Raw genomic sequence first — 21524 nt, 5'->3', positions numbered from 1 at the left:
AATACTTTTTAATGGAAAACAAAAATGAAAAAGATTATTGGTTTTAGTGCTATTGCACTTGCAGTTTTAAGTGGTTGTTCAAATACAGCTTCGGTTTCTGTGGCGCCTCAGGCCTTTTTATTATCAGATACGTTAGTTGTAAGCCCTAACGATAACCGCGAATATAAAACACTTAAGCTGGCAAACGACATTGAAGTTATTTTAGTGTCAGATCCAGGTGCTGAAAAATCAGCAGCAGCACTAAGCGTTGGGGTTGGTTTACTACACGACCCGATGTCGCAACAAGGTATGGCTCATTATTTAGAGCATATGCTGTTTTTAGGCACAGATCGCTACCCAGACACAAAAGGGTATTCTGATTTTATGACCAAAAATGGTGGCGCGCACAATGCGTATACTTGGCTCGATATTACTAATTACATGTTTAAAATTAATAACGACGCGTTTGATGAAGGGCTAGACCGTTTTTCTGACTTTTTCAAAGCACCTAAGTTATACCCAGAATACACAGACAAAGAAAAAAATGCAGTAAACGCAGAGTGGTCAATGCGCCGCGAAATGGACTTTTTTGGTCAATTTAAACTCGCGCGTAAAATGATGGGCGATCACCCAGCTAATCGCTTTTTAATTGGTAACCTAGAAACGCTTGGCGATAAGGAAAACAGTTCACTTCATAAAGAAACGGTTGATTTTTATCATAAATATTACTCTTCAAATATTATGAAAGTTGCGCTTATTTCTAATTTATCTATTGCTGAAATGGAGCAAAAAGCGCAAAAATACTTTGCAGATATAAAAAATAAAAATATCGAAAAACCAGCAGTAACTGCAAAACTTGATTTTGATAACGCTGGCGGAAAACGCGTGTTTTATGCACCAAATGAAGATGTAAAACAGCTACAACTTGATTTCACCATTGCTAATAATAATAGCGAATTTGCGCTTAAACCAAACCGATTTGTAGCGTATCTACTAAGTAATGAAATGCCAGGCAGCCCAGCGCAACTACTTCGTGACAAAGGGTGGGTATCTCAGTTGTCAGCTTCAGCTGCACCAAATCAATATGGTAACTACGGTTCGTTAAACGTAAATGTAGAGCTTACAGATGAAGGCATGAAAAATCGTGATGAAATAGTTGCAACTATCATGCAGTACATCGATTTAGTTAAAAACGAAGGCGTTGATAGCAAATACTTCAACGAAATTCGTACATCACTAAACAACCAGTTTAAGTTTTTAGAAAAAGGTGATGAGTTTAATTATGTAAGCTCGCTTACACAAAGCATGCAAGATTATCCGTTAAATCACGCTATTAATGCGCCATATTATTATGCAAAGTTTGACGCTGACGCTGTAAACAAGGTACTTGAGCAGTTAAATGCCGATACCCTTCGTATTTGGTATGTATCGCAGCAAGAAGAGACAGACTCGCAATTACATTTTTACGACGGCAAATACCGCATTAGTGATATTAGCGATGATGAAATTGCCAGCTGGAAAAAACCAAGCGAGTTTAAGCTAGCACTACCAACTGTAAATAATTTATTACCTGAAAATTTTGCAATAAAAACTCAAGCTTTTAAAGAGCAAAAACACCCTGAGCTTGCATACGATAAAAATGGTGTAAAAGTATGGCGCCAAGCAAGTCAAAAATTTGCAGAGCAGCCAAAAGGGCTTGTTGAAGTTTATATAAATACTCAACCAGGTTTAAACGATATTAAAGCAGAAGTACTTTATTCTGTTTGGGCTGATTTATACAATATTCAACAAAGTCAGTTAAGTACCGAAGCAGCAATCGCTGGTATGAGTGTAAGCCTCGCGCCGAGTAATGGCCTTGTTTTATCTATGAGTGGTTTTACAGATAAACAAGATGTATTACTTAAACAAGCTTTAACCGGATTAAAAGCCGATGAAACAGCGCAAGCATTTAGCCAAGCAGTAGATCGCTTTAAACGTAATTTACTAAACCAACAAAAGCAGTTTCCGTATGCACAAGCATTTGGCGAGTACTCAAAACTAACTCGTACAGGTGGATTTGATACAGAGGCGCTTATTAAAGCCGCTGACTCACTGAGTGTTGCCGACTTAGCACAATTAAAAACAGCTACGTTTGCACAAAACGATTTACGCGTATTTAGTTACGGTAACTATAATCAGCAAGATATAGACGCGATTGCAGAAGAATTAAGCGCAACACTACCAAGTAACCATAAACTCAGTGAATTTGCGCGCAGCAAAGCTTGGTTACCTCAACCTGGCGAAACGCTGGTACTGCAAAAAGATATTGATGTAGCTGATGTAGCTGTAGTTGATATGACCGTTCATCCAGTTGCGGGTTACAGACAAAAAGCAGAAGCGGCTGTATTACAAAGTCACTTTAGAACGGTTGCGTTTGATAAAATGCGTACTGAGGAGCAACTTGCGTATGCAGTAGGTGCATTAGCTCGCCCAATCGAGGGTTACTCTGCAATTGGTTTGTATATTCAAACACCGGTTAAAGGTCCTAAAGAAATACAAGCTCGTTTTGATAAGTTTAAAAAAGAATACGCAGTTGAACTTGATAACATGAGCGAAGAGACTTTTGAGCAGCTTAAAAACTCAACCCTAGTATCACTTAAAGAGCAACCTAAAAACTTAAGTGACGAAATGAGACCACTTATAAACGATTGGTACCGTGAAAACTTTACCTTTGATTCTAAGCAAAAGCTGATTGATGAAGTTGAAAAAGTAACGCTTGCAGATATAAAAGACTACTACAAGCAAACAATGCTTAATCCTAATGCCGCACGTTTAAATGTGCAATTACGCGGTACTAAGTTTATAGAAAGTGACTTTGCCGATTTACCAAATCAAACTAAAATCACAACGCTTGATGCCTATTACAATGGTATTAAACTACAAAAATAAGCTTTATTTATACAGCTAAAAATAAACCCCAATGTATTGCTACATTGGGGTTTATTATTTATCTCACTATATTTACTAATAATACCAATTCGCTTAATTAAGTGATCTATTTTGAGGATGGAAAAACGTGTTGATAGCTAGGCAAAAATTTGCTATTTAGTTGTTCTAAATGAAATTTTTTTAACGCAGGTAGCGACACGTTTAGCCCCGTAAAATGATTAAGTATTATTGCGGATTGGTATAATATTTAAGCCATTATTAAAAAGCCTATAACAGCTAATGCCGCAGCAATTAGCGTGTAAGGCAATTGTGTAACGGCATGGCTCATTAAATTACAACCAGAGCCTTGCGCTGCGAGCACCGTTGAATCTGAGTAAAAACACGCTTGGCTACCAAAAGAAGAAGCCGATAATAGCGCACCAATGACCAGCGGTATGTTTGCATCAACTGCATTTGCCAGTGGCATAACAATCGGAATTGATACAGCAAAAATACCCCAGCTAGACCCCGTTGCAAACGCTAAAATAGCCATTGAAATAAATACCACGGCTGGTAAATATGCTGCGGTCATATAAGGGCTTAAGCTGCCAATAACAAACTGAGGCAAACCAATTAAGTCGCATACATCTTTAAATATAAACGCCGCTATAACAGTACCAATAGCGGGGATCATACTTTTAAAGCCATCAAGCATGCGCTCAATCATTTCACTTACGCTCATTAATTTTTGTAGCGCATAAAATGGGAGAGTGACCGCCATTGTTGCTAATAAGCCTTTGTATACGTCTATTTCAAAGTAAACAGTAAATGCGACTAGTAAAATAATAGGTACTAAAAAGTTACGTAATTTACCTTTAGGGTCGGCATCTTCAAAGTTTTCTTCAGCTGCTTTTACTGCGTACTCATCTGCTGTTTGAATGTTGTTGTATTGAGCTGGATCGACTTGAGCTTGCTCAATTTGCGCCATTTGTTCTGCTTTTTTCATTGGACCAATCGCAGGAATAACACCCAACACAACAAGTAAAACAACAAGCACTGCAAACCACGCGTAAAACATGTACGGAATAGCTTGAATATAAACAGCAATCCCTTTGCCTTCTTCAGCAATACCGTTATCTACGAGTAAACCACCAAAAAATACCGCCCAGGTAGATAAAGGGACAAGCACACAAATTGGTGCAGCTGTTGAGTCAACAACGTAAGCTAGCATTTCACGGCTAACTTTAAATTTATCGGTAATGCGTTTCATTGTTTCACCCACAGTAAGGGCATTTAAGTAGTCATCAATAAAAATAACCACACCTAAGCAAAAGGTCATAAACAAAGATGAACGCTTACCTTTGGTGTACTTAAGAGCTAACTTACCAAAAGCTGATGCGCCACCTGTACGCACTAATAGCGCGATAAGAGCGCCAAAACCACCACACACAAGTATTAGCCAGCCGATGGTTTCGTCTGTCATCACTTTTAGCGATGTACTCGCAAAGTTAGTAAGTACTTGTGCAGGGTCGGCTAAGACTAAACCAACTAAAGCACCAATAAGTAAAGATAAAATAGGGCGGCGTAATACTACAGCCAATACGACCACCACTAACGGTGGTAGTAAACTCAACGCAGAAGGTTCAAGCATTTAAGTATTCACAAAATTAAAAGCATGCATAAAAATTAAATTAATTTTCAAGCTGCTTATACAAAAACAAAGAAGATGATAAGTTTGTTGTTAAATCATTTTCCAAGTCACTGCTTTTGTACGCGTGGGAGGGACACATAAACAGTTATGTTAAATAGCAGCTTAAGTGAAACGCGTTGGCTTTGGCGCCAGACGGTGCAAGGAGTGCAAACCGCTATTGTTGTGCCTGTAAAAACATCGGCGCAAAAATAATCTGCTTTTTAATTTCAGTCAACAAAAAGTTACATGCTAAACAAAGTTTTTTAGAGGAACTTATATTGAACGCAGTATTTAAAACAAATCGACTGTTGTTGCGCCATGCAAATGCAAGTGATGCAGCTGTGCTGCTAAAATTAGTTAATCAGGCTAGTTTTATAAAGCACATTGGCGATAAAGCAATTTATACTCTTGATGATGCTAAGTCATACATCAATCAGTCATTTATTGCTTCTCATAAATACCAAGGCTTTGGGCCTTACGTTATTACTTTGCATAATGCTGTAGTGGTTGGCGTTGTTGGGTTTTATAAACGAGCAGCGTTACAACAACCTGATTTAGGTTTTGCACTTGTAAGCGATTTTGAAAAAAAGGGCTATATTTTTGAGGCGGCTACCGCACTTTTGCAACATAAGCATAAATTTGGAATTACAAAGCTGTGTGCAATAGCATCACCAGATAATAGGGCATCGCAGAATGTGTTGTTAAAATTGGGCTTTAAAATAGAGGGCAAGGCGGTTATCAACAATGATAAAACCGCCGTGATTATATTTTCACTTAATGATTAAAGTCTTGCTTGTTCTATTTGTTTTGCAACATTTAGGTTTATATTTAGCCATGTTGCTTCAAGTGTCGAAACCAAACCGTCATAACCGTCATCATCAATAGGGACCAATTGCGAAAAATTATGAATACTTATAAGACGTCGGCCTGTTTCAGGGTGTGTGTAATATAAACGCCAAAGTCCTGAAATATCAGCGTTACCTTCCATATCGCCATTAAAGTGGTGAATCTCGTACTCAAGTTCATAAAATGTTTGTTGATCGAGTTCAGTAATGACCGGTAAGCCCTTTATTACCATCCAATTTGGCATAGCATTAAAAAGCGCTTGCTGGGCTGTTGCAGTGAGCATTACATCCGGCGATTCGCCCCACAAGTTGTAATTAGCAGCATGTATTTGGTTACTGTCTATTTTCATAGCAATACCTAAATTATTTAAAGCACCTCTGAGTACAACGGTTTGTATTCTTAGTTGTGCGTCTGTATCTGTTACATTTCGAGACGATGCACCAATAGGCTGCTCAAACTGATAATACTGTGTGGCAGTTTGTATTGATGAACTACAACCTGCCAATAGTAATAATGAACTTGCAGTTAAAAATAACGATTTCATTATTGCTTCCTTGGTTTTGGATCTGCTGGTAATGATTTATCAAAAATTAGCATATTAGGTTGCTCGTTTAATCCGCGAGTTAAAGGCTGTAGGCCCTCACTTAAACGTTTAAACTCTTTTAACGTTTGTTGTATTTGATGATGAAGTTCAGAACCTGCTTGGTAACTGGCCATGGTTTTATCAAATTGGCGCATAGTTACTTCAAATTGCTCCATACTTTTTGTCATCTTTTCGAAGTTACGGTTAAAGTCGCCTGGTAAGTTTTGCGTATCTTTTTGGCTTAGCAGCTCTCGCATTTCATTAGCAAGCGCTCGGTAATCGGTAAATGTGGCTTGCATTTGTTCTAAGCTATCTTCAACTTTTAAGTTATTTACTTTATTAAGTACGTCAGAGACTTGGTCTGCTAATACGGTTATGCCGCTAGAAATACTCGGAAAAACATCATATTGCACAAGTTTACCTAGGTGGGCTTCTGGTGCATCTGGGTATATATCAAAATCAACGTACACTGCACCCGTTAATAAATTGCCCGGTTTTAATGAAGCGCGCATACCACTCTCAATCCAGCCTTTTAAACTACCTTGCCAATATTCTTTAGCTGAAGCACTGTCGTGATACAAGCGTCCGTACTCTACTTTTATAAGCACCGGAACCNCAGGTTTACCGTCAATAATTACATTGGCAGGAGTTTCAACAACAGTACCTACACGCATTCCTCTATATTCTACAGGCGCACCAGTGCGTAGTCCTCGAACTGATTGTTCAAATTCAATTAGGTAGTAATCAAAGTCGTAAAAACGCTCTTCTAGCGCTTCTTTATAGCTTTGGCTTAATGAGAAGCTATGGCCATCTTGTGCTATTTCACCTGGTGCCTGCTGCTCAGGTAAGCCAACCGAAATGCCGCCCTTTAAAAGCTTACTCAAAGAGCCCGTATTAATATTGATGCCATCGGCAGATAGGTCAATTTCAATCCCTGCGTTCACCCAAAAAATAGAGTTCATGGTGATCAGGTTTTGATATGGTTCTTTAATAAATACGCCGTACTTCATTGCCTGGTTTTCCCAATCAAAAGTGGCGGTTTCTATTTGACCTATTTTGTAATTTTTGAAAAATATACCGGTACTCACATCAAGCACTTCAGCGTTGTAACTCATTAATTTGAAACGGCCACCTTTCACATCTTTACCAATGAGGGCGGGTTCGTCTTGTAATTTAAAACGCTCTTTTAGCTCTTTACTTTCACCTGGTGAAAACTCTAAATATACACCAGACAATAGCGTGCTCATTCCGCTAATACCTGTTTCATCAATGCGTGGTTTAACGACCCAAATTTTGGCATCGTCAGTCAGTAGCTCGTTATAATTTTTATCTATTTGCGCGCGGGCAATAACGCTGTCTTGGGTGTCTGATAGTCGAACATGGTCAATTTGACCTATTTTTACACTGCGCACTTTTATTTCAGTTTTACCTGCAATAATGCCTTCGGCTTGTGGCATCTCGATAAAAATTGTAGGGCCTTTATTAGCTTGGTATTGGTATAACATCCACATGCCCACTAAAAGCGCAATTGCCGGAATGATCCAGATAGCGGAAATTTTCGGTTCTTTTGTTATTTCGGCAGTTTCGGTCATGCTTTGTTCTCTGATTTTTTGTTTTTAGGGGAATCCCACAATAAGCGTGGGTCAAAGGCATGGGCAGCCATCATTTGGCATATTACCATAACTGTAAAAAATACAATGCCTAATCCTGGAGTTACTGACATTAAATTACCCAGCTGAACTAAGGCAACTAAAATAGCAACCACAAATACATCTATCATCGACCACTTTCCAATAAATTCAGTAAGTTGATAAATCCGGGTGTAACTTTTAGTATGCCTATTGGCAGGCCTTGTTACCATAAAGCATAAAAAGCTGAGTACAAAAGCTTTAGCAAGTGGCACCACAACGCTGGCTAAAAATATAATAGCGGCAATAGGGTAGGAGCCACTTTTCCAAAGTGTAATTACGCCACCAATTAAAGTCGAAGGCGATTCATCTCCCAAGCTAGTGGTATGCATAATCGGTAAAATATTAGCTGGAATATAACAAACGACAGAAGTAATTAACCAAGCTGCTGCTTTTTGTACGCTGTAAGGGTTTCGCACATGCGTTTTTGTATGGCAACGCTGACAAATATTACCGGTACATAGTTGATGGCAAACATGACAGGCTTTAATATTTTCATCTATTGCACGTTTAGCATGCTCAGCGCCTTCGAGTATTTTTACAGGCTTTATTTGAGCCCATAAGCGCGGGCGATTTAAGTGAACGAGCGCAGCTATGTATAAAATAACAAACCCCACATAAGCCCAAAAACTCGTGCCGAAGCTAATATCAGCCAGCGACATGATTTTAACCATACTAACAAGTACACCAATTAAAAATATTTCAGACATAATCCAAGGCTCTAGCGCAAGCGTGAATTTTAGTAGTCGCCTTGCAATGCCCTCTGGTAATGCTCTTAAAACCCCAAGATGCAAAGGAATTAAAATAAGAAGCAAACCCATAGGTAGGGCAATAATGCTCAAATCAATAAATAAGCCAAGTAGCTCACTATCGTAATTAAACAAAATTCGAGCCGCGTCGGGCAGTGTAATAGTTTGAGTAATACCGCTACTACTAAATGAAATAAAAGGATAAAACATACTGCTCAGCAGCATTAATAGTGCGCTAAAGCTTAGTGCAACTATACGGCTGTCGTGATTAAGATCCGCTTCGCAAAGTTTATGGTGACAATGTGGGCATATCGCCATTTGTTTTGCGATTATGCGAGGTATATCTATGATCAGATCGCAGCAGGGGCATACAGTTTGCAATTTAATACCAAGCAAGAAGAATATTTCTTCAATTTTGCTATATTTAATACATTAATACAACGCGTTCTGCTAATAAGCATTTAATAGCCAAACATATTAATTTTGTTTGGCTTTAGTACTTTTAGTCAAATAAAGCCACGGTTTGGCGTGTAAGCGCAATGAGTTCACCCGACTGCGACCATATACAGCCATCTTCTAAACCGTAGCCATCTTTAGAATGATGAGTAATTGCTTCAAAGCCAAGCCATTCTCCAGGTGTTAAGTTTGGCTCTTGCACAAATTCTAAATACCACGACATGCTACTTGCAGGAGCGGGTTGTTTAAACATTTGTAAAAGTGTTGGCGGCCAAGCATCTGTTAATGCAATAACATGAGCCTCAGTTATGTGTTCTGGGATTTGCTTAAAGCGCATCCAGCCACCCAGGTGAGACGTTTCTGCACTACTAAATGGCATCGCGCCTTGCTGCGGGCATAAATCAACATGTTGGAAAAATTCAGGCATCTGACCTTTTATAAAAGGTAGTGTATGGCGCTCGTCTACCGGCTTTAAACCCAAAGATTTTGAAACAGGCACATTAATACCCGATTCTCTACTTTTAGCAAAACACGCTTGTACAATTACGCACACTTGTTCATTTTGAATTGCTTTGGCGAGTACCTGTGTACTGCTTTTACCTTGGCGCAATATTTCAACGGACAAAGAAAAAGGAGTATCGGCAAGTAATGGTCCTACAAAATTAGTACTAAGCGAAAGTAAGCGACGATCATTCGTTACCTTACCTCTGATTGCTTGATACAGCAGTGCGGCTGAAAGCCCACCAAAAGCAGTTCTGCCTTGGCACCAGTTTTCTGGAAATTGCATTGTATTATTTAATTGTTCTGTATTTTCGGTTTGACCAATTTTTTCCGCTTGTTGAAGTAGTTGCTCAAAATGCATGAAGATGTCCTTTTATAGTGCGATTTAATAAATTTATAACACAACGTCACTAGTCAGACCAGTAATTAAAAGCGTCCCTGGCGGTGTAAAAATCACCATTCCTTACAATTATTAGGGTTATTTTGTAAATAAATCACAAAAAATGAATTTTTTTTCATTTTTACAGTTGAAATAAGTTTGGAGCAACCCTATTTACTAGTCATCGAACGTTTAACGAATATTGAAGTTGGAGAGATTTCATGGGTAAAATTATTGGAATAGATTTAGGTACTACAAACTCTTGTGTTGCAGTACTTGATGGTGGCAAAGCACGTGTTATTGAAAACGCGGAAGGCGATCGCACAACCCCGTCTATTATTGCTTATACGCAAGACGGAGAAACTTTAGTAGGTCAATCTGCTAAACGTCAAGCGGTTACTAACCCGACAAATACATTATTTGCAATTAAGCGTTTAATTGGTCGTCGTTTTGAAGACGAAGAAGTTCAACGTGATATCGGCATCATGCCGTTCAAAATTATTAAAGCTGATAACGGCGATGCATGGGTAGAAGCGGGTGGCGAAAAACGCGCTGCACCACAAATTTCTGCTGAAGTACTGAAAAAAATGAAGAAAACAGCTGAAGACTTCTTAGGTGAAGAAGTAACTGAAGCCGTAATCACAGTACCTGCATACTTTAACGATTCACAACGCCAAGCTACTAAAGATGCTGGTCGTATTGCGGGTCTTGAAGTTAAACGTATTATCAATGAGCCAACTGCTGCGGCACTTGCTTACGGTATGGATAAAAACCGTGGCGAAAACGTAGTTGCAGTATATGACTTAGGTGGCGGTACTTTCGATTTATCAATCATTGAAATTGATGAAGTTGAAGGCGAGCACACTTTTGAAGTGCTAGCTACTAACGGCGACACTCACTTAGGTGGTGAAGATTTCGATAACCGCGTAATCAACTACCTAGTAGCTGAATTCAAGAAAGATCAAGGTTTAGACTTAAAAACTGATCCTCTTGCAATGCAACGTGTTAAAGAAGCTGCAGAAAAAGCAAAAATCGAACTTTCATCTGCACAGTCTACAGAAGTAAATCTTCCGTATGTAACTGCTGATGCATCTGGTCCTAAGCACATGAACGTGAAACTAACACGTGCTAAGCTTGAGTCACTAGTTGAAGATTTAGTAATGAAGTCTCTAGAGCCATTAAAACGTGCACTTGCTGATGCTGATTTATCAGTAAGCGACATCAACGACATTATTCTTGTTGGTGGCCAAACACGTATGCCTTTAGTACAAAAAACTGTTGCTGATTTCTTTGGCAAAGAGCCACGTAAAGACGTTAACCCTGATGAAGCAGTTGCAGTAGGCGCAGCGATTCAAGGTGGTGTACTTGCTGGTGACGTTAAAGATGTACTATTACTAGATGTTTCTCCATTATCTCTAGGTATTGAGACAATGGGTTCAGTAATGACTGCATTAATTGAGAAAAACACGACGATTCCTACTAAGAAATCGCAAACATTCTCAACAGCTGAAGATAACCAATCTGCTGTAACAATTCACGTGTTACAAGGTGAGCGTAAACGTTCAAGCGACAATAAATCACTAGGCCAATTTAACCTAGAAGGTATTCGTCCAGCGCAACGCGGTACACCGCAAATCGAAGTAACATTCGATGTTGACGCCGATGGTATCTTACATGTATCTGCGAAAGATAAAGATACAGGTAAAGAGCAAAAAATTACAATTCAAGCATCTTCAGGCTTAAGCGATGAAGAAGTTGAAAAAATGGTTCGTGACGCAGAAGCACATGCTGAAGACGATAAAAAGTTTGAAGAACTTGTAGCTGCTCGTAACCAAGCTGATGCTCTAGTTCACGGTACTCGCAAGCAAATTGAAGAAGCTGGCGATGCATTACCAAGCGAAGACAAAGAAGCGATTGAAGCTGCTGTTGTAGATTTAGAAGCTGCAATTAAGAGCGACAATAAAGAAGAGATTGAAGCTAAAACTCAAGCTCTTGCTGAAAAGTCTCAAAAACTAATGGAAATTGCTCAAGCGAAAGCTCAGCAAGGTTCAGCAGATGCAGGCGAGCAACAACAGTCAACTAAGCAAGACGACGACGTTGTTGATGCAGAGTTCGAAGAAGTGAAAGACGACAAGTAATTGTTGCTAACGCTTCTCGCTGACCAAAAGTACTTAACTCAGTTAGGTGTTTAGGTTAGGATGAACAATTGAGGCGCGCGAGCAATAGCTTGTCGCGCCTTTTGCATGTATTTAAGGTTTAAAAATTCAATGATAAATCGATGCGATTTATCGGTTTATCCAGCAGCTCACGCTGCAAACAGAAAAGAGTAGTGTGATAGATATGTCAAAACGCGATTATTACGAAGTCCTCGGCGTAAGCAAAGATGCGAGTGAGCGAGACATAAAAAAAGCGTATAAACGCTTAGCGATGAAATATCATCCAGACCGTACCGCAGGTGATAAAGAGCTTGAAACTAAGTTTAAAGAAGTTAAAGAAGCTTACGAAATTTTAACTGACGGTCAAAAACGTCAAATGTATGACCAACATGGTCACGCAGCGTTTGAACAAGGCGGCGGTGGCGGTCACGGTGGTTTTGGTGGCGGACATGGCGACTTTGGTGATGTATTTGGCGACGTATTTGGCGATATTTTTGGTGGCGGCGGTGGTCGACGTCAATCTCGTCAACAACGTGGATCTGATTTGCGTTACAACATGGACTTAAGCTTAGAAGAAGCTGTTCGTGGTAAAGAAGTTGAAATTAAAGTACCTACATGGGTTGGCTGTGAGCCGTGTGATGGCAGTGGTGCTAAAGCGGGTTCTAAACCTAAAACATGTACTACTTGTCATGGTGCTGGCCAAGTACAAATGCGCCAGGGTTTCTTTGCTGTACAGCAAACGTGTCCTACATGTCAGGGACAAGGTCAGATTATTTCAGATCCTTGTAACAGTTGTCATGGACAAGGCCGCGTAGAAAAAACTAAAACGCTTTCAGTTAAAATTCCAGCTGGCGTTGATACAGGCGACCGTATCCGCTTAACGGGTGAAGGCGAAGCCGGAATGCATGGCGCGCCATCGGGCGACTTATACGTGCAAGTATCGGTTCGCGAGCATGAAATATTTGTACGTGAAGCGAACAATTTATACTGTGAAGTACCAATTAGCTTTACTACAGCAGGCCTTGGTGGCGAAATTCAGGTGCCAACACTTGATGGTCGAGCAAAGCTTAAAATACCTTCTGAAACTCAAACGGGCAAAATGTTCCGTATGCGTGGCAAAGGTGTTAAGTCTGTTCGCAGTGGTGCACAAGGCGATCTAATTTGTAAGGTGGTAATCGAAACGCCAGTTAATCTTAACGAGCGTCAACGAGAACTACTTCAAGAGTTAGATGAAAGCATGGGTACAGATAGCTCGAAAAACCGTCCTAAAGAGCAAGGCTTTTTTGATGGTGTTAAAAAGTTTTTTGATGATTTAACTAAATAAATTTAAATTATTATGAACAAAAAAACGACGCTTTTAGCGTCGTTTTTTTTGCTTTAAACTTAATTTTTGTTACTGTGAACAAAAAAGATGAAACAGCATGACTCCAGCAATAGATCTACTTAAAAAGCAAAAAATCCCCTTTGAAGTACTCAGTTATGAGCATGATAAGAATAATAGCCATTATGGGTCTGAGGCTGTTGAAAAACTTAACCTCAATAGTGACAAAGTCTTTAAAACCTTAGTACTTGAAACACATGAACGGCAACTGATTGTTGCCGTAACGCCTGTATCTCAACAAGTTAATTTAAAACAGTTAGCTAAATTATGTGGAGCTAAAAAAGTAATTATGGCGCCCCCACAAAAAGTACAAGTTAGTACCGGTTATATTTTAGGAGGGGTGAGTCCGCTTGGACAAAAAAAGCGTCTAGCTACGTTTATTCATAGCAGTGCTTTACTCTTTGATACTATTTTTGTAAGCGCCGGAAAACGAGGCTTAGAAATAGCACTCTCACCAACTGATTTAGCCTTATTAACCAATGCAAAATTTGGCGATTTATAAACTATATTTTAATAATTACCTTCTATACAAACAATTAATTCAAGTTAAGCAATTTGCTCAATACCTTATTTATAACTACATTGGGAGTATCTTTATACCGTTAATATTTTATCCAAACGGTATCACACATTTTGTATACGGCTGTTTGTATGAACCTTTTAGATGTTAATTATTTTGCGATACTAGTGGCTGCGCTGTCTTCTTTTATGCTTGGCGGTATATGGTACTCAAAAGCTTTCTTTAAAAATGCTTGGCTAGAAAGTAGTGGCTTAACTGATCTGGACTTACAATCGGCTAACCCTAAGTTGATATTTGGTGGCAGCTTTTTTTTAGTTTTTATAGCGGCTTTAATGCTGTCTCTTTTTTTAGGTAAGGACGCAAGCGTAGGTGAAAGTATAGGGGCAGGCTTTGTGATCGGCTTTTTTTGGATCAGTAGTTCATTAGGATTAAGTTATATATTTGAGCAACGTCCTTTAAAGCTTTTTTTAATTAACGGGGGTTATCATGTTTTACAGTTTTCGTTAATGGGGCTCATTTTAGGAATATGGCCGTAAGTTCAAATAATTAGTAAAACCAAATTTGCTCCTTATCTTCGAGTAGAGTAGTTTTATATAATCCCCTTTACATGACTTGGTAAACGTACTAATGAAAATATTAGTTGTTGATGATATGCCGCTTATGCGACATGTATTAATTAATATGCTGAGAAAACTAGAGTATAGCAATATCGTTGAGGCGACTGATGGATTGCAAGCTTTGGCTTTATTACGTCACCAGCATTTCGATTTGGTTATTACAGATCTTCATATGCCAAAAATGGATGGCGTTGATTTACTCACTAATATTCGACAGGATAAAGCACTCACTGATATCCCCGTTTTAATGGTTACTTGTGAAGACAGTACGGATAAAGTTAAGCAAGTTATCGCAGCTAAAGTATCGGGGTTTATAATTAAACCTTTTAATATGAATGTATTATCATCTCAATTAAACCGCTTCTTTTTTAGGGATTAGGTTATATTTCTCATAATCAATAATTTATTATGAGCTAGCTTGAACGAACATACTGCACAAAAATTCTAAAACCCAGTTGTCACCTTTACCTATCGAAACTGATATCATAGTTAATAACTCTTCATATAATACAGCAGAACCTAATGGCAAAACCTAATAAAAAAGGCCCAACTAAAACGGTCGATATTTTTTGCTCAGCCTGTAAAGCTTCCTTATTTAAATATCGAAAAGGAGGGAAGGGAGCATTAGTTAAGTGTTTTAAAGAGCGTATTAGTCAAGACTTTACAAGTGAGCCATGTATTTGCCCTAACTGTAGCCGCCCATTTGCCCGAGAGGCTATTATTCGTGGTGCACCAGCCTATAAAATCATCGGCGGCAAAGTAACGTTTAAATAAAGCTTTCTCCATACGGACATATGGCCTTGTTAGAATTTACCATATTGATAGAATCGCCCGGTTTGCTGTTTCAATGAATGAAAAAATACCCTCCCCATGGATCGGGCCAGTTTATTGGGTTATTTAAAAATGGATAAAGGATAGTTTCGTGATAGCACTCTTATTTGACATCATAGGTATGACAGGTACTTTTTTAGTAGTTGGTTCGTTTTTTTTACTGCAGCTAGGTAAAACATCTCCAGCTAGCTTAACGTATAATATGATGAATTTAACAGGGGCGATTTTACTATTAATTAGTCTTTGTTATAATTTTAATTTAGCGAGCTTTGTAATCGAAATATTTTGGATTGCGGCGTCGTTAATTGGCTTATATAAATATGTTAAAAATAGATCAGCATTAGCTACAAATTAATTGTTTTTTAATTTAATGCTAAACAGATCGCTGTAAACATAGTTGTTTACGGCGATTTTTGTTTTTAAGCACTTTAAAACTGTTGTTAACAAAAAGTTTATATCTCTGCTAGAGATTAGCCGTTACACTAGCGCCCTAAAATTTTCTTGGCTATTTTTTTGCGAGCTATCCATGTTTTCCTTTTCTAAAAAAATTATTACTATTTTTGTGTTACTCGTACTTATATTAGTTGTTACGTTTTGGCTTGGTAGAGCTCATGATGTTGAGCAAGCAACTTACCAGGCTGAACGCCAAGTTACGCAATTAAATAACTATATTGATACTGAACTTGCTCGTTTTTCTGCTATTCCACAGTTACTTACCTATAACTCGTTAATGATAGACTTTGTTGATGCGCAGCCACAGCACTATAACGCTATTAATAACTACCTTGCTGATATTCAACAAGCCAGCGGTGCATCAGATATTTTTGTACTAAATACTCAAGGCGAAGTTATTGCCAGTAGTAATTGGCAAGCAGATTACACTTTTTTAGGTAGTAACTTTGCATTTAGACCTTATTTCAAACGTGCGTTTGCAGGCGAAAAAGTAGCGTATTTTGCACTAGGTATGCGCTCTAAAGAGCGTGGTATCTACTTTTCACAGGCTGTATATCGCGATAATAAAGCCATTGGTGTTGTTGTGCTAAAAGTCAATGTAAGCAAATTTGAGGACGACAGAGAGCTTTTAAATACGTCAAAGGGCAGCCACTTTTTCTTACAGCTTGCAGATGACGTAATTGCAATGTCAGATATGCAAACGTGGCGATTAAACAGCTTCACTGATCTTGATATAACTATGCGCAGAGATATTAAATCTCGTCGGGCTTATTTAGATCATCAACCTTTGTATATAAAGCAGTTTCAATTTTCTAATGAAGGTATTAAACATTTTAAAATAGATAAAAAACTTTACGTAATATCGCAAAGACCTTTACGATATTTTAATGCCACAATGAACGTACTCGTTGATATAACAAAAGTTAATTCTGCCCAACTGCCTCGCTTATTTTGGGTATTTATTATCTGTAGCTTGATAATTATTATTAGTTATATTTTATTAACTCGGTTTGCGGGCTATAAAAAGCTGGTGTACTCCAGACATAGCCTTGAACTTGAAGTACTTGAGCGCACTCAAGCTTTGGAAAAAGTACAAACAGCCTTAGTGCAATCTGCAAAGCTTGCGACAATAGGACAGTTAAGTGCAGGAATTAACCACGAAATAAACCAGCCGCTCAGTGCTATTAATACTTATTTAGCTTCGGCAAAGCGTTTATTAGCGAAAGGAAATACTTCAGCATTAGCTGAAAGCTTAGTGGTGATTGAGGGGTTAGTTGATCGAGTGCATCAAATTGTAGGTCAACTAAAGCATTTCAGTAAACCTTCAAAAATGCAGCTCAGACCTTACCCGCTTGCAGGGCTTGTTAATAACGCCTTAATGATTTCTAGCGCGCAACTAAAGCAAGATAACGTACAAGTAGAGCCACCTCAATTTGATGAAACAGTCGTTGTATGGGTCGATTCGCTCAAGTTTGAACAAGTACTTGTTAATTTAATTACGAATGCTAGCCAAGCTATGAACGGCGCAATTATTCGTAACTTAAGTTTTCAGTTGGAGTGTTTTGAAGAGCGTGTAAAACTGTCGATTTTAGATACAGGCTCTGGTATTGAGCAACATGCATTTAGTCATTTATTTGAACCTTTTTACAGCACTAAATCAAGTAATGGTCTAGGCCTTGGTTTATCCATATCAAAACAAATAATTGATTCGTTTAATGGATGTTTGAGCGCACACAACCGACTAGAGGGAGGGGCTGAATTTATAATTAGCCTTTCTAACAGGCAGGAAAATACAGATGATTGACAGCCTACCTTGTAATCACATAATAGTCATTGATGATGAAGCAATGATCAGAGACTCTTTAAAGCAACTGCTCACTCTCGAAGGGTACACCGTTGAGTGCTTTAATGACGCAAGTACCGCTCTTAGCAAACTCAATAGGCGCTTTGCTGGAGTTGTGCTGAGCGATATAAATATGCCGAACATGGATGGCTTAACGCTTTTAGATCAAATAACGGCTTTTGATAGTGAGCTCCCTGTAATATTTTTAACTGGTTACGCTGATGTATCGATTGCAGTTAAAGCGATGCAACTAGGTGCGTATGATTTATTTGAAAAACCAGTTAACGAACACCTTCTTGATTGCATAGCACGAGCGTGCGACAAACGAAGTCTTGTTATGGAGAACCGCGCATTAAAAGTGGCTGTACAGAAAACCTCAGCCCCAGGTGTACGCATACTAGGTGACACACCTAAAATGCAATACATGATGCACTTGTTAAATACAATTATAGATACCCCAACCGATGTGATGATTGAAGGTGAAACTGGCACTGGTAAAGAGCTGGTAGCGCGTTATCTACACGATCAAAGTAATCGATCTAGCTGTAATTTTGTTGCTATTAACTGTGGCGCAGTACCAGAACAATTAATAGAAAGCGAATTGTTTGGTGCAGCAAGTGGGGCATACACCGGTGCTACGCAAAGTCGAAAGGGTAAGTTTGAATTTGCTCAGGGCGGTACGGTATTTTTAGATGAAATAGAAAGTACCCCAATGTCGCTGCAGGTTAAGTTACTACGCGTATTAGAAGAGCGAAAAGTAACACCTGTAGGCGATAACAAAGCAATTGATTTAGACATCAGAATTGTTGCAGCGACTAAAGTAGACTTACTTTCTTTAGTTGAAAAAGGTGAATTTAGAGCAGATTTATACTACAGACTCAGCTTAGTTAAAGTAAATATACCGCCTCTACGAGAGCGAAAAGCAGATATACTTTTATTGTTTAAACATTTTAGCTCAATTGCAGCTACTCGCTATCACAAAGCACCAGCGCCCTTAAACAGTGAATTACAACAGCGTTTATTAGCTTACGACTGGCCTGGGAATGTGAGAGAACTTAGAAACCAAGCTGAGCGTGCTGTGCTATTAGGCGTTGAACTGGCGTTTTCGGTCACAAAAACACAAGGTCAGGGTGAGCTTTCGCCCGATTTAAGTTTGTCAGAGAAAGTATCATTTTACGAACAATCACTAATTGAACATGCACTTGAGGTAAACCATGGAAGTATTAAAAATACCATGGAAGCATTACAAATTGCCCGAAAAACGCTTTACGATAAAATGAGTAAATATGGGCTCAACCGCGATATGTTCATCGATTAAAATGTGTGGATAAAGTGACATAGCCTAGTTTTTAATGTGCGGTAATCCGCACAATCTTGTATAGATAAAAACCACAGCTAGTGTCAAGGTTATGAAATATATACCATTTACATCATTGGCAATGTGTTTGCTTAGTTAGAGTCGACAATAAGTAGATTCTAATAATTAGGACACACAATGATAAGGTTCAAACACACTACTATTTATCTAGCTTCACTGAGTTGCTTAGCTACATTTTCGCATACTGTTTTAGCGGTTGATTATACCGTTTATGGTAAAGCTGAAGTACAAATTGCAAATACTGATACAGGCACTATGCGATACGCAGATGAGGGTACGCAAATAGACGCGCCCTTCTCACGTATTGGTATTAAAGGCGACCACAAACTTAACGAATACCTAAGCGTTGTTTTTAAATACGAAGTACAAGTTAAAGGGTTTGAGGAAGACGACACCGATGAGCCTTTTACTGCACGTAATACTTACTTGGGCTTAAAAGGTGCGTTTGGTGAAGTTGTAGTAGGAAGAAACGATACACGCTTTAAATACTCTGAAGGAAAAGTTGATAACTTTAATGAAACTCAAGCCGACATGGCACAAGTTATTGCAGGGCAAGATCGCCTCGGAGACACCATAACCTACACTTCAAGCTATTGGCATAATACACAGTTTTCGTTTACTTACGCGCCTAAAGACGATAATAAAGATAATGAAGCCGGTTTTGCTGCTACGATTATTTATGGCGATCGTAATTTAAATAACACCCCGTATTATGTGTCACTAAGTCATGTTGATTCACTTAATAATATTACAGCAAGTAGACTTGCAGGCGTTTATAAGTTTAAGCAATTACAGTTAGGTGGCTTATACCAGCATTCTGAATCAGTGGATGGCACTAAATCTGGTAATGGTTATGTATTGAGTGCAAGTTACACGCTTGACAAGTGGGTACCAAAGATTCAATTTGCTAAAGATGACTCTACACTTCGTCAAGTTTCTGAGGCAACGCAATGGAGCACAGGCCTTGACTATGTATTTGATAAGCAGACAACAGCTTACCTTTTATACACCGATCTTAATCTAGAAGAACAAGGCGACAACAGTGTTGCGCTTGGTCTTAAATATAAGTTTTAGAGGCTTATCATGACAGACAACATACTGACGCAAGAACCCGATAAGAAAAAACATTTTCAATGGCTTTTTTTAATACTAGGGCCTTTAGTAATGCTATTAACCTGTTTATTCGATCCGCCAACAGGTATGTCGGTTGCGGCATTTAAAACTGCAGGCTTAGCATTTTGGATGGCATCGTGGTGGGTGAGCGAAGTTGTACCAATTCCGGCAACTGCATTGCTACCACTGGTAATATCACCACTAGCTGATATAGCAGCAATAAAAAGTGTGGCTGCACCGTATGCACACCCGCTAATCTTTTTATTTTTAGGTGGGTTTTTAATTTCCATTGCTATGGAGCGCTGGGGTTTACATAAACGTATTGCGCTTAGCACTATGCTATACGCAGGTAAAAAACCAAGCTTACAAATTTTAGCTATGATGTTGGTTACCGCATTTTTGTCGATGTGGATGTCTAATACGGCTACANACAGCCGTAATGATGCTGCCTATTGCACTTTCGATTACCAGTTTAGTTAAACAATCAGACCCTGAAAATGAAGGTTTTGGTAAGGCTTTACTGTTATCAATCGCTTATGGTGCAAGTATTGGTGGTATTGCTACTTTAATCGGCACTCCACCTAACGCTTTAATGGCTGCTTACTTATCAGACAGTTATCAAATAGAAATTGGCTTTGCGCAATGGATGATTGTAGGTGTACCTCTGTCTTTAAGCATGCTAGTTATTAGCTGGGTTTGGCTTACTAAGTTTGCGTATAAAGTAGATGCTAATGTTAAAAGCGATCAGAAAATTGATACAAAAGCGGTGTTTACAACTCAGCTAAAAAATCTTGGAATAATGCAACGTGCAGAAAAAGGCGTGTTGTTTGTATTTGTACTTGCTGCACTTTGTTGGATATTTAGACCTTTATTAGGCGATATTACAGGTCTTAATATTTCAGATACTACAATTGCAATTGCTGCGGCATTGCTGTTGTTTGTAATGCCAGCGAATAAAGGCAAAAATGAGCGTATTCTTGATTGGCATCACGCATCAGAGGTACCGTGGGGCGTACTACTTTTGTTTGGAGGCGGATTAACATTAGCGTCCCAAATAAAATCATCAGGCCTTGCTGATTTTATTGCCCAAATGATAGAGGGTGTAAGTACTATTCCACTTGTTATGAGCGTACTTGTTGTTGTGGCATTAATTACGTTTTTAACGGAGATCACGAGTAATACAGCAACTGCAGCTGGCTTTCTTCCTTTATTAGGACCCGTTGCAGAATCTATAACAGGTTCGCCACTTGTATGGGTTATTCCTGCCGCTATTGCATGTAGCTGCGCGTTTATGATGCCAGTAGCAACACCACCAAACGCCATTGTATTTGGCTCAGGGCAAATTCAAATGCGCGACATGATAAGAGCAGGCTTTATACTAAATATTGTTGCTATTGTATTAATTACGTTAGTGACAATGACTATAGCAGCTCAAGTATTTGGCTTTTAAAGCT

The 21524-nt window shown here is 38.8% G+C and carries 17 protein-coding genes and 1 pseudogene; 13 read left to right on the top strand and 5 right to left on the bottom strand.

Going from position 1 to position 21524, the window contains the following annotated elements:
• The first annotated feature begins 24 nt into the window (after positions 1–24).
• A complete protein-coding gene (locus L656_RS0106520; protein ID WP_024598574.1) occupies positions 25–2907 on the top strand; it encodes an insulinase family protein in 2883 nt (960 codons plus the stop codon).
• A 247-nt stretch (positions 2908–3154) separates the two neighbouring features.
• Here the strand turns inward: L656_RS0106520 and L656_RS0106515 are convergent, their stop codons facing one another.
• Positions 3155–4537, bottom strand: coding sequence for a Na+/H+ antiporter NhaC family protein (locus L656_RS0106515; RefSeq protein WP_024598573.1), 1383 nt, complete (start codon positions 4535–4537; stop codon positions 3155–3157).
• A 317-nt stretch (positions 4538–4854) separates the two neighbouring features.
• On the opposite strand from L656_RS0106515, the gene L656_RS0106505 reads away from it, so the two are divergent.
• Positions 4855–5361 (top strand): GNAT family N-acetyltransferase, encoded by a 507-nt coding sequence (locus tag L656_RS0106505; protein WP_024598572.1) that lies wholly within the window; start codon positions 4855–4857, stop codon positions 5359–5361.
• Here the strand turns inward: L656_RS0106505 and L656_RS0106500 are convergent.
• The 4 genes from L656_RS0106500 to L656_RS0106485 form a co-directional block, all read right to left on the bottom strand.
• The gene (locus L656_RS0106500; protein ID WP_024598571.1) at positions 5358–5966 is read right to left on the bottom strand and encodes a PqiC family protein; all 609 of its coding nucleotides are present in this window, start codon (positions 5964–5966) and stop codon (positions 5358–5360) included. The two genes, L656_RS0106505 and L656_RS0106500, sit on opposite strands and share 4 nt — an antisense overlap.
• A complete protein-coding gene (pqiB, locus tag L656_RS0106495; protein WP_024598570.1) occupies positions 5966–7597 on the bottom strand; it encodes an intermembrane transport protein PqiB in 1632 nt (543 codons plus the stop codon). Before pqiB ends, L656_RS0106500 begins: the two co-directional genes overlap by 1 nt.
• Positions 7594–8760 (bottom strand): paraquat-inducible protein A, encoded by a 1167-nt coding sequence (locus tag L656_RS0106490; RefSeq protein WP_024598569.1) that lies wholly within the window; start codon positions 8758–8760, stop codon positions 7594–7596. Before L656_RS0106490 ends, pqiB begins: the two co-directional genes overlap by 4 nt.
• 184 nt (positions 8761–8944) lie before the next feature.
• Complete coding sequence (locus tag L656_RS0106485) at positions 8945–9760, bottom strand: thioesterase family protein (RefSeq protein WP_024598568.1); 816 nt, start codon at positions 9758–9760, stop codon at positions 8945–8947.
• 239 nt (positions 9761–9999) lie between these two features.
• Here L656_RS0106485 and dnaK point away from each other — a divergent pair, with 239 nt between their 5' ends.
• The 11 genes and pseudogenes from dnaK (at position 10000) to L656_RS01000000121990 (ending at position 21520) form a co-directional block, all read left to right on the top strand.
• Positions 10000–11916, top strand: a complete 1917-nt coding sequence (gene dnaK / locus L656_RS0106480; protein WP_024598567.1) for a molecular chaperone DnaK — start codon at positions 10000–10002, stop codon at positions 11914–11916.
• Positions 11917–12118: 202 nt separating this feature from the next.
• Positions 12119–13258: a molecular chaperone DnaJ gene (dnaJ, locus tag L656_RS0106475; RefSeq protein ID WP_024598566.1), complete on the top strand. Its 1140-nt coding sequence runs from the start codon at positions 12119–12121 to the stop codon at positions 13256–13258.
• 97 nt (positions 13259–13355) lie between these two features.
• Positions 13356–13817 (top strand): Cys-tRNA(Pro) deacylase, encoded by a 462-nt coding sequence (gene ybaK / locus L656_RS0106470; protein WP_024598565.1) that lies wholly within the window; start codon positions 13356–13358, stop codon positions 13815–13817.
• A 149-nt stretch (positions 13818–13966) separates the two neighbouring features.
• Positions 13967–14371, top strand: a complete 405-nt coding sequence (locus L656_RS0106465; protein WP_024598564.1) for a DUF1761 domain-containing protein — start codon at positions 13967–13969, stop codon at positions 14369–14371.
• 91 nt (positions 14372–14462) lie between these two features.
• Positions 14463–14831: a response regulator gene (locus L656_RS0106460; RefSeq protein ID WP_024598563.1), complete on the top strand. Its 369-nt coding sequence runs from the start codon at positions 14463–14465 to the stop codon at positions 14829–14831.
• 143 nt (positions 14832–14974) lie between these two features.
• Positions 14975–15226 carry a hypothetical protein gene (locus L656_RS0106455; RefSeq protein ID WP_024598562.1) on the top strand — a complete coding sequence of 84 codons (252 nt, stop codon included), beginning with the start codon at positions 14975–14977 and terminating at the stop codon, positions 15224–15226.
• 148 nt (positions 15227–15374) lie between these two features.
• Positions 15375–15638, top strand: a complete 264-nt coding sequence (locus tag L656_RS0106450) for a CBU_0592 family membrane protein (protein ID WP_024598561.1) — start codon at positions 15375–15377, stop codon at positions 15636–15638.
• Between the two features lie 171 nt (positions 15639–15809).
• The gene (locus L656_RS0106445; RefSeq protein WP_024598560.1) at positions 15810–17540 is read left to right on the top strand and encodes a sensor histidine kinase; all 1731 of its coding nucleotides are present in this window, start codon (positions 15810–15812) and stop codon (positions 17538–17540) included.
• The gene (locus L656_RS0106440; protein ID WP_024598559.1) at positions 17533–18897 is read left to right on the top strand and encodes a sigma-54-dependent transcriptional regulator; all 1365 of its coding nucleotides are present in this window, start codon (positions 17533–17535) and stop codon (positions 18895–18897) included. The genes L656_RS0106445 and L656_RS0106440 overlap by 8 nt, the downstream gene beginning before the upstream one ends.
• Before the next feature lie 177 nt (positions 18898–19074).
• Positions 19075–20031 carry a porin gene (locus L656_RS0106435; protein ID WP_024598558.1) on the top strand — a complete coding sequence of 319 codons (957 nt, stop codon included), beginning with the start codon at positions 19075–19077 and terminating at the stop codon, positions 20029–20031.
• A 90-nt stretch (positions 20032–20121) separates the two neighbouring features.
• Positions 20122–21520, top strand: a pseudogene (locus L656_RS01000000121990) (SLC13 family permease).
• Positions 21521–21524: the final 4 nt, after the last annotated feature.

Origin of the sequence: Pseudoalteromonas sp. TAE56 (assembly GCF_000497955.1) — a bacterium.
Taxonomy (GTDB): domain Bacteria; phylum Pseudomonadota; class Gammaproteobacteria; order Enterobacterales; family Alteromonadaceae; genus Pseudoalteromonas.
Note: the sequence above shows the minus strand (reverse complement) of the source record. Positions and strands in the feature narration are given on the sequence as shown.

Bases quoted from the DNA above. Each gene is read 5' to 3' on its own strand.
- L656_RS0106520 (WP_024598574.1), top strand. From the start codon at position 25: ATGAAAAAGATTATTGGTTTTAGTGCTATTGCACTTGCAGTTTTAAGT.
- L656_RS0106515 (WP_024598573.1), bottom strand. From the start codon at position 4,537: ATGCTTGAACCTTCTGCGTTGAGTTTACTACCACCGTTAGTGGTGGTC.
- L656_RS0106500 (WP_024598571.1), bottom strand. From the start codon at position 5,966: ATGAAATCGTTATTTTTAACTGCAAGTTCATTATTACTATTGGCAGGT.
- L656_RS0106490 (WP_024598569.1), bottom strand. From the start codon at position 8,760: ATGGCGATATGCCCACATTGTCACCATAAACTTTGCGAAGCGGATCTT.
- L656_RS0106485 (WP_024598568.1), bottom strand. From the start codon at position 9,760: ATGCATTTTGAGCAACTACTTCAACAAGCGGAAAAAATTGGTCAAACC.
- dnaK (WP_024598567.1), top strand. From the start codon at position 10,000: ATGGGTAAAATTATTGGAATAGATTTAGGTACTACAAACTCTTGTGTT.
- dnaJ (WP_024598566.1), top strand. From the start codon at position 12,119: ATGTCAAAACGCGATTATTACGAAGTCCTCGGCGTAAGCAAAGATGCG.
- ybaK (WP_024598565.1), top strand. From the start codon at position 13,356: ATGACTCCAGCAATAGATCTACTTAAAAAGCAAAAAATCCCCTTTGAA.
- L656_RS0106465 (WP_024598564.1), top strand. From the start codon at position 13,967: ATGAACCTTTTAGATGTTAATTATTTTGCGATACTAGTGGCTGCGCTG.
- L656_RS0106460 (WP_024598563.1), top strand. From the start codon at position 14,463: ATGAAAATATTAGTTGTTGATGATATGCCGCTTATGCGACATGTATTA.
- L656_RS0106455 (WP_024598562.1), top strand. From the start codon at position 14,975: ATGGCAAAACCTAATAAAAAAGGCCCAACTAAAACGGTCGATATTTTT.
- L656_RS0106445 (WP_024598560.1), top strand. From the start codon at position 15,810: ATGTTTTCCTTTTCTAAAAAAATTATTACTATTTTTGTGTTACTCGTA.
- L656_RS0106440 (WP_024598559.1), top strand. From the start codon at position 17,533: ATGATTGACAGCCTACCTTGTAATCACATAATAGTCATTGATGATGAA.
- L656_RS0106435 (WP_024598558.1), top strand. From the start codon at position 19,075: ATGATAAGGTTCAAACACACTACTATTTATCTAGCTTCACTGAGTTGC.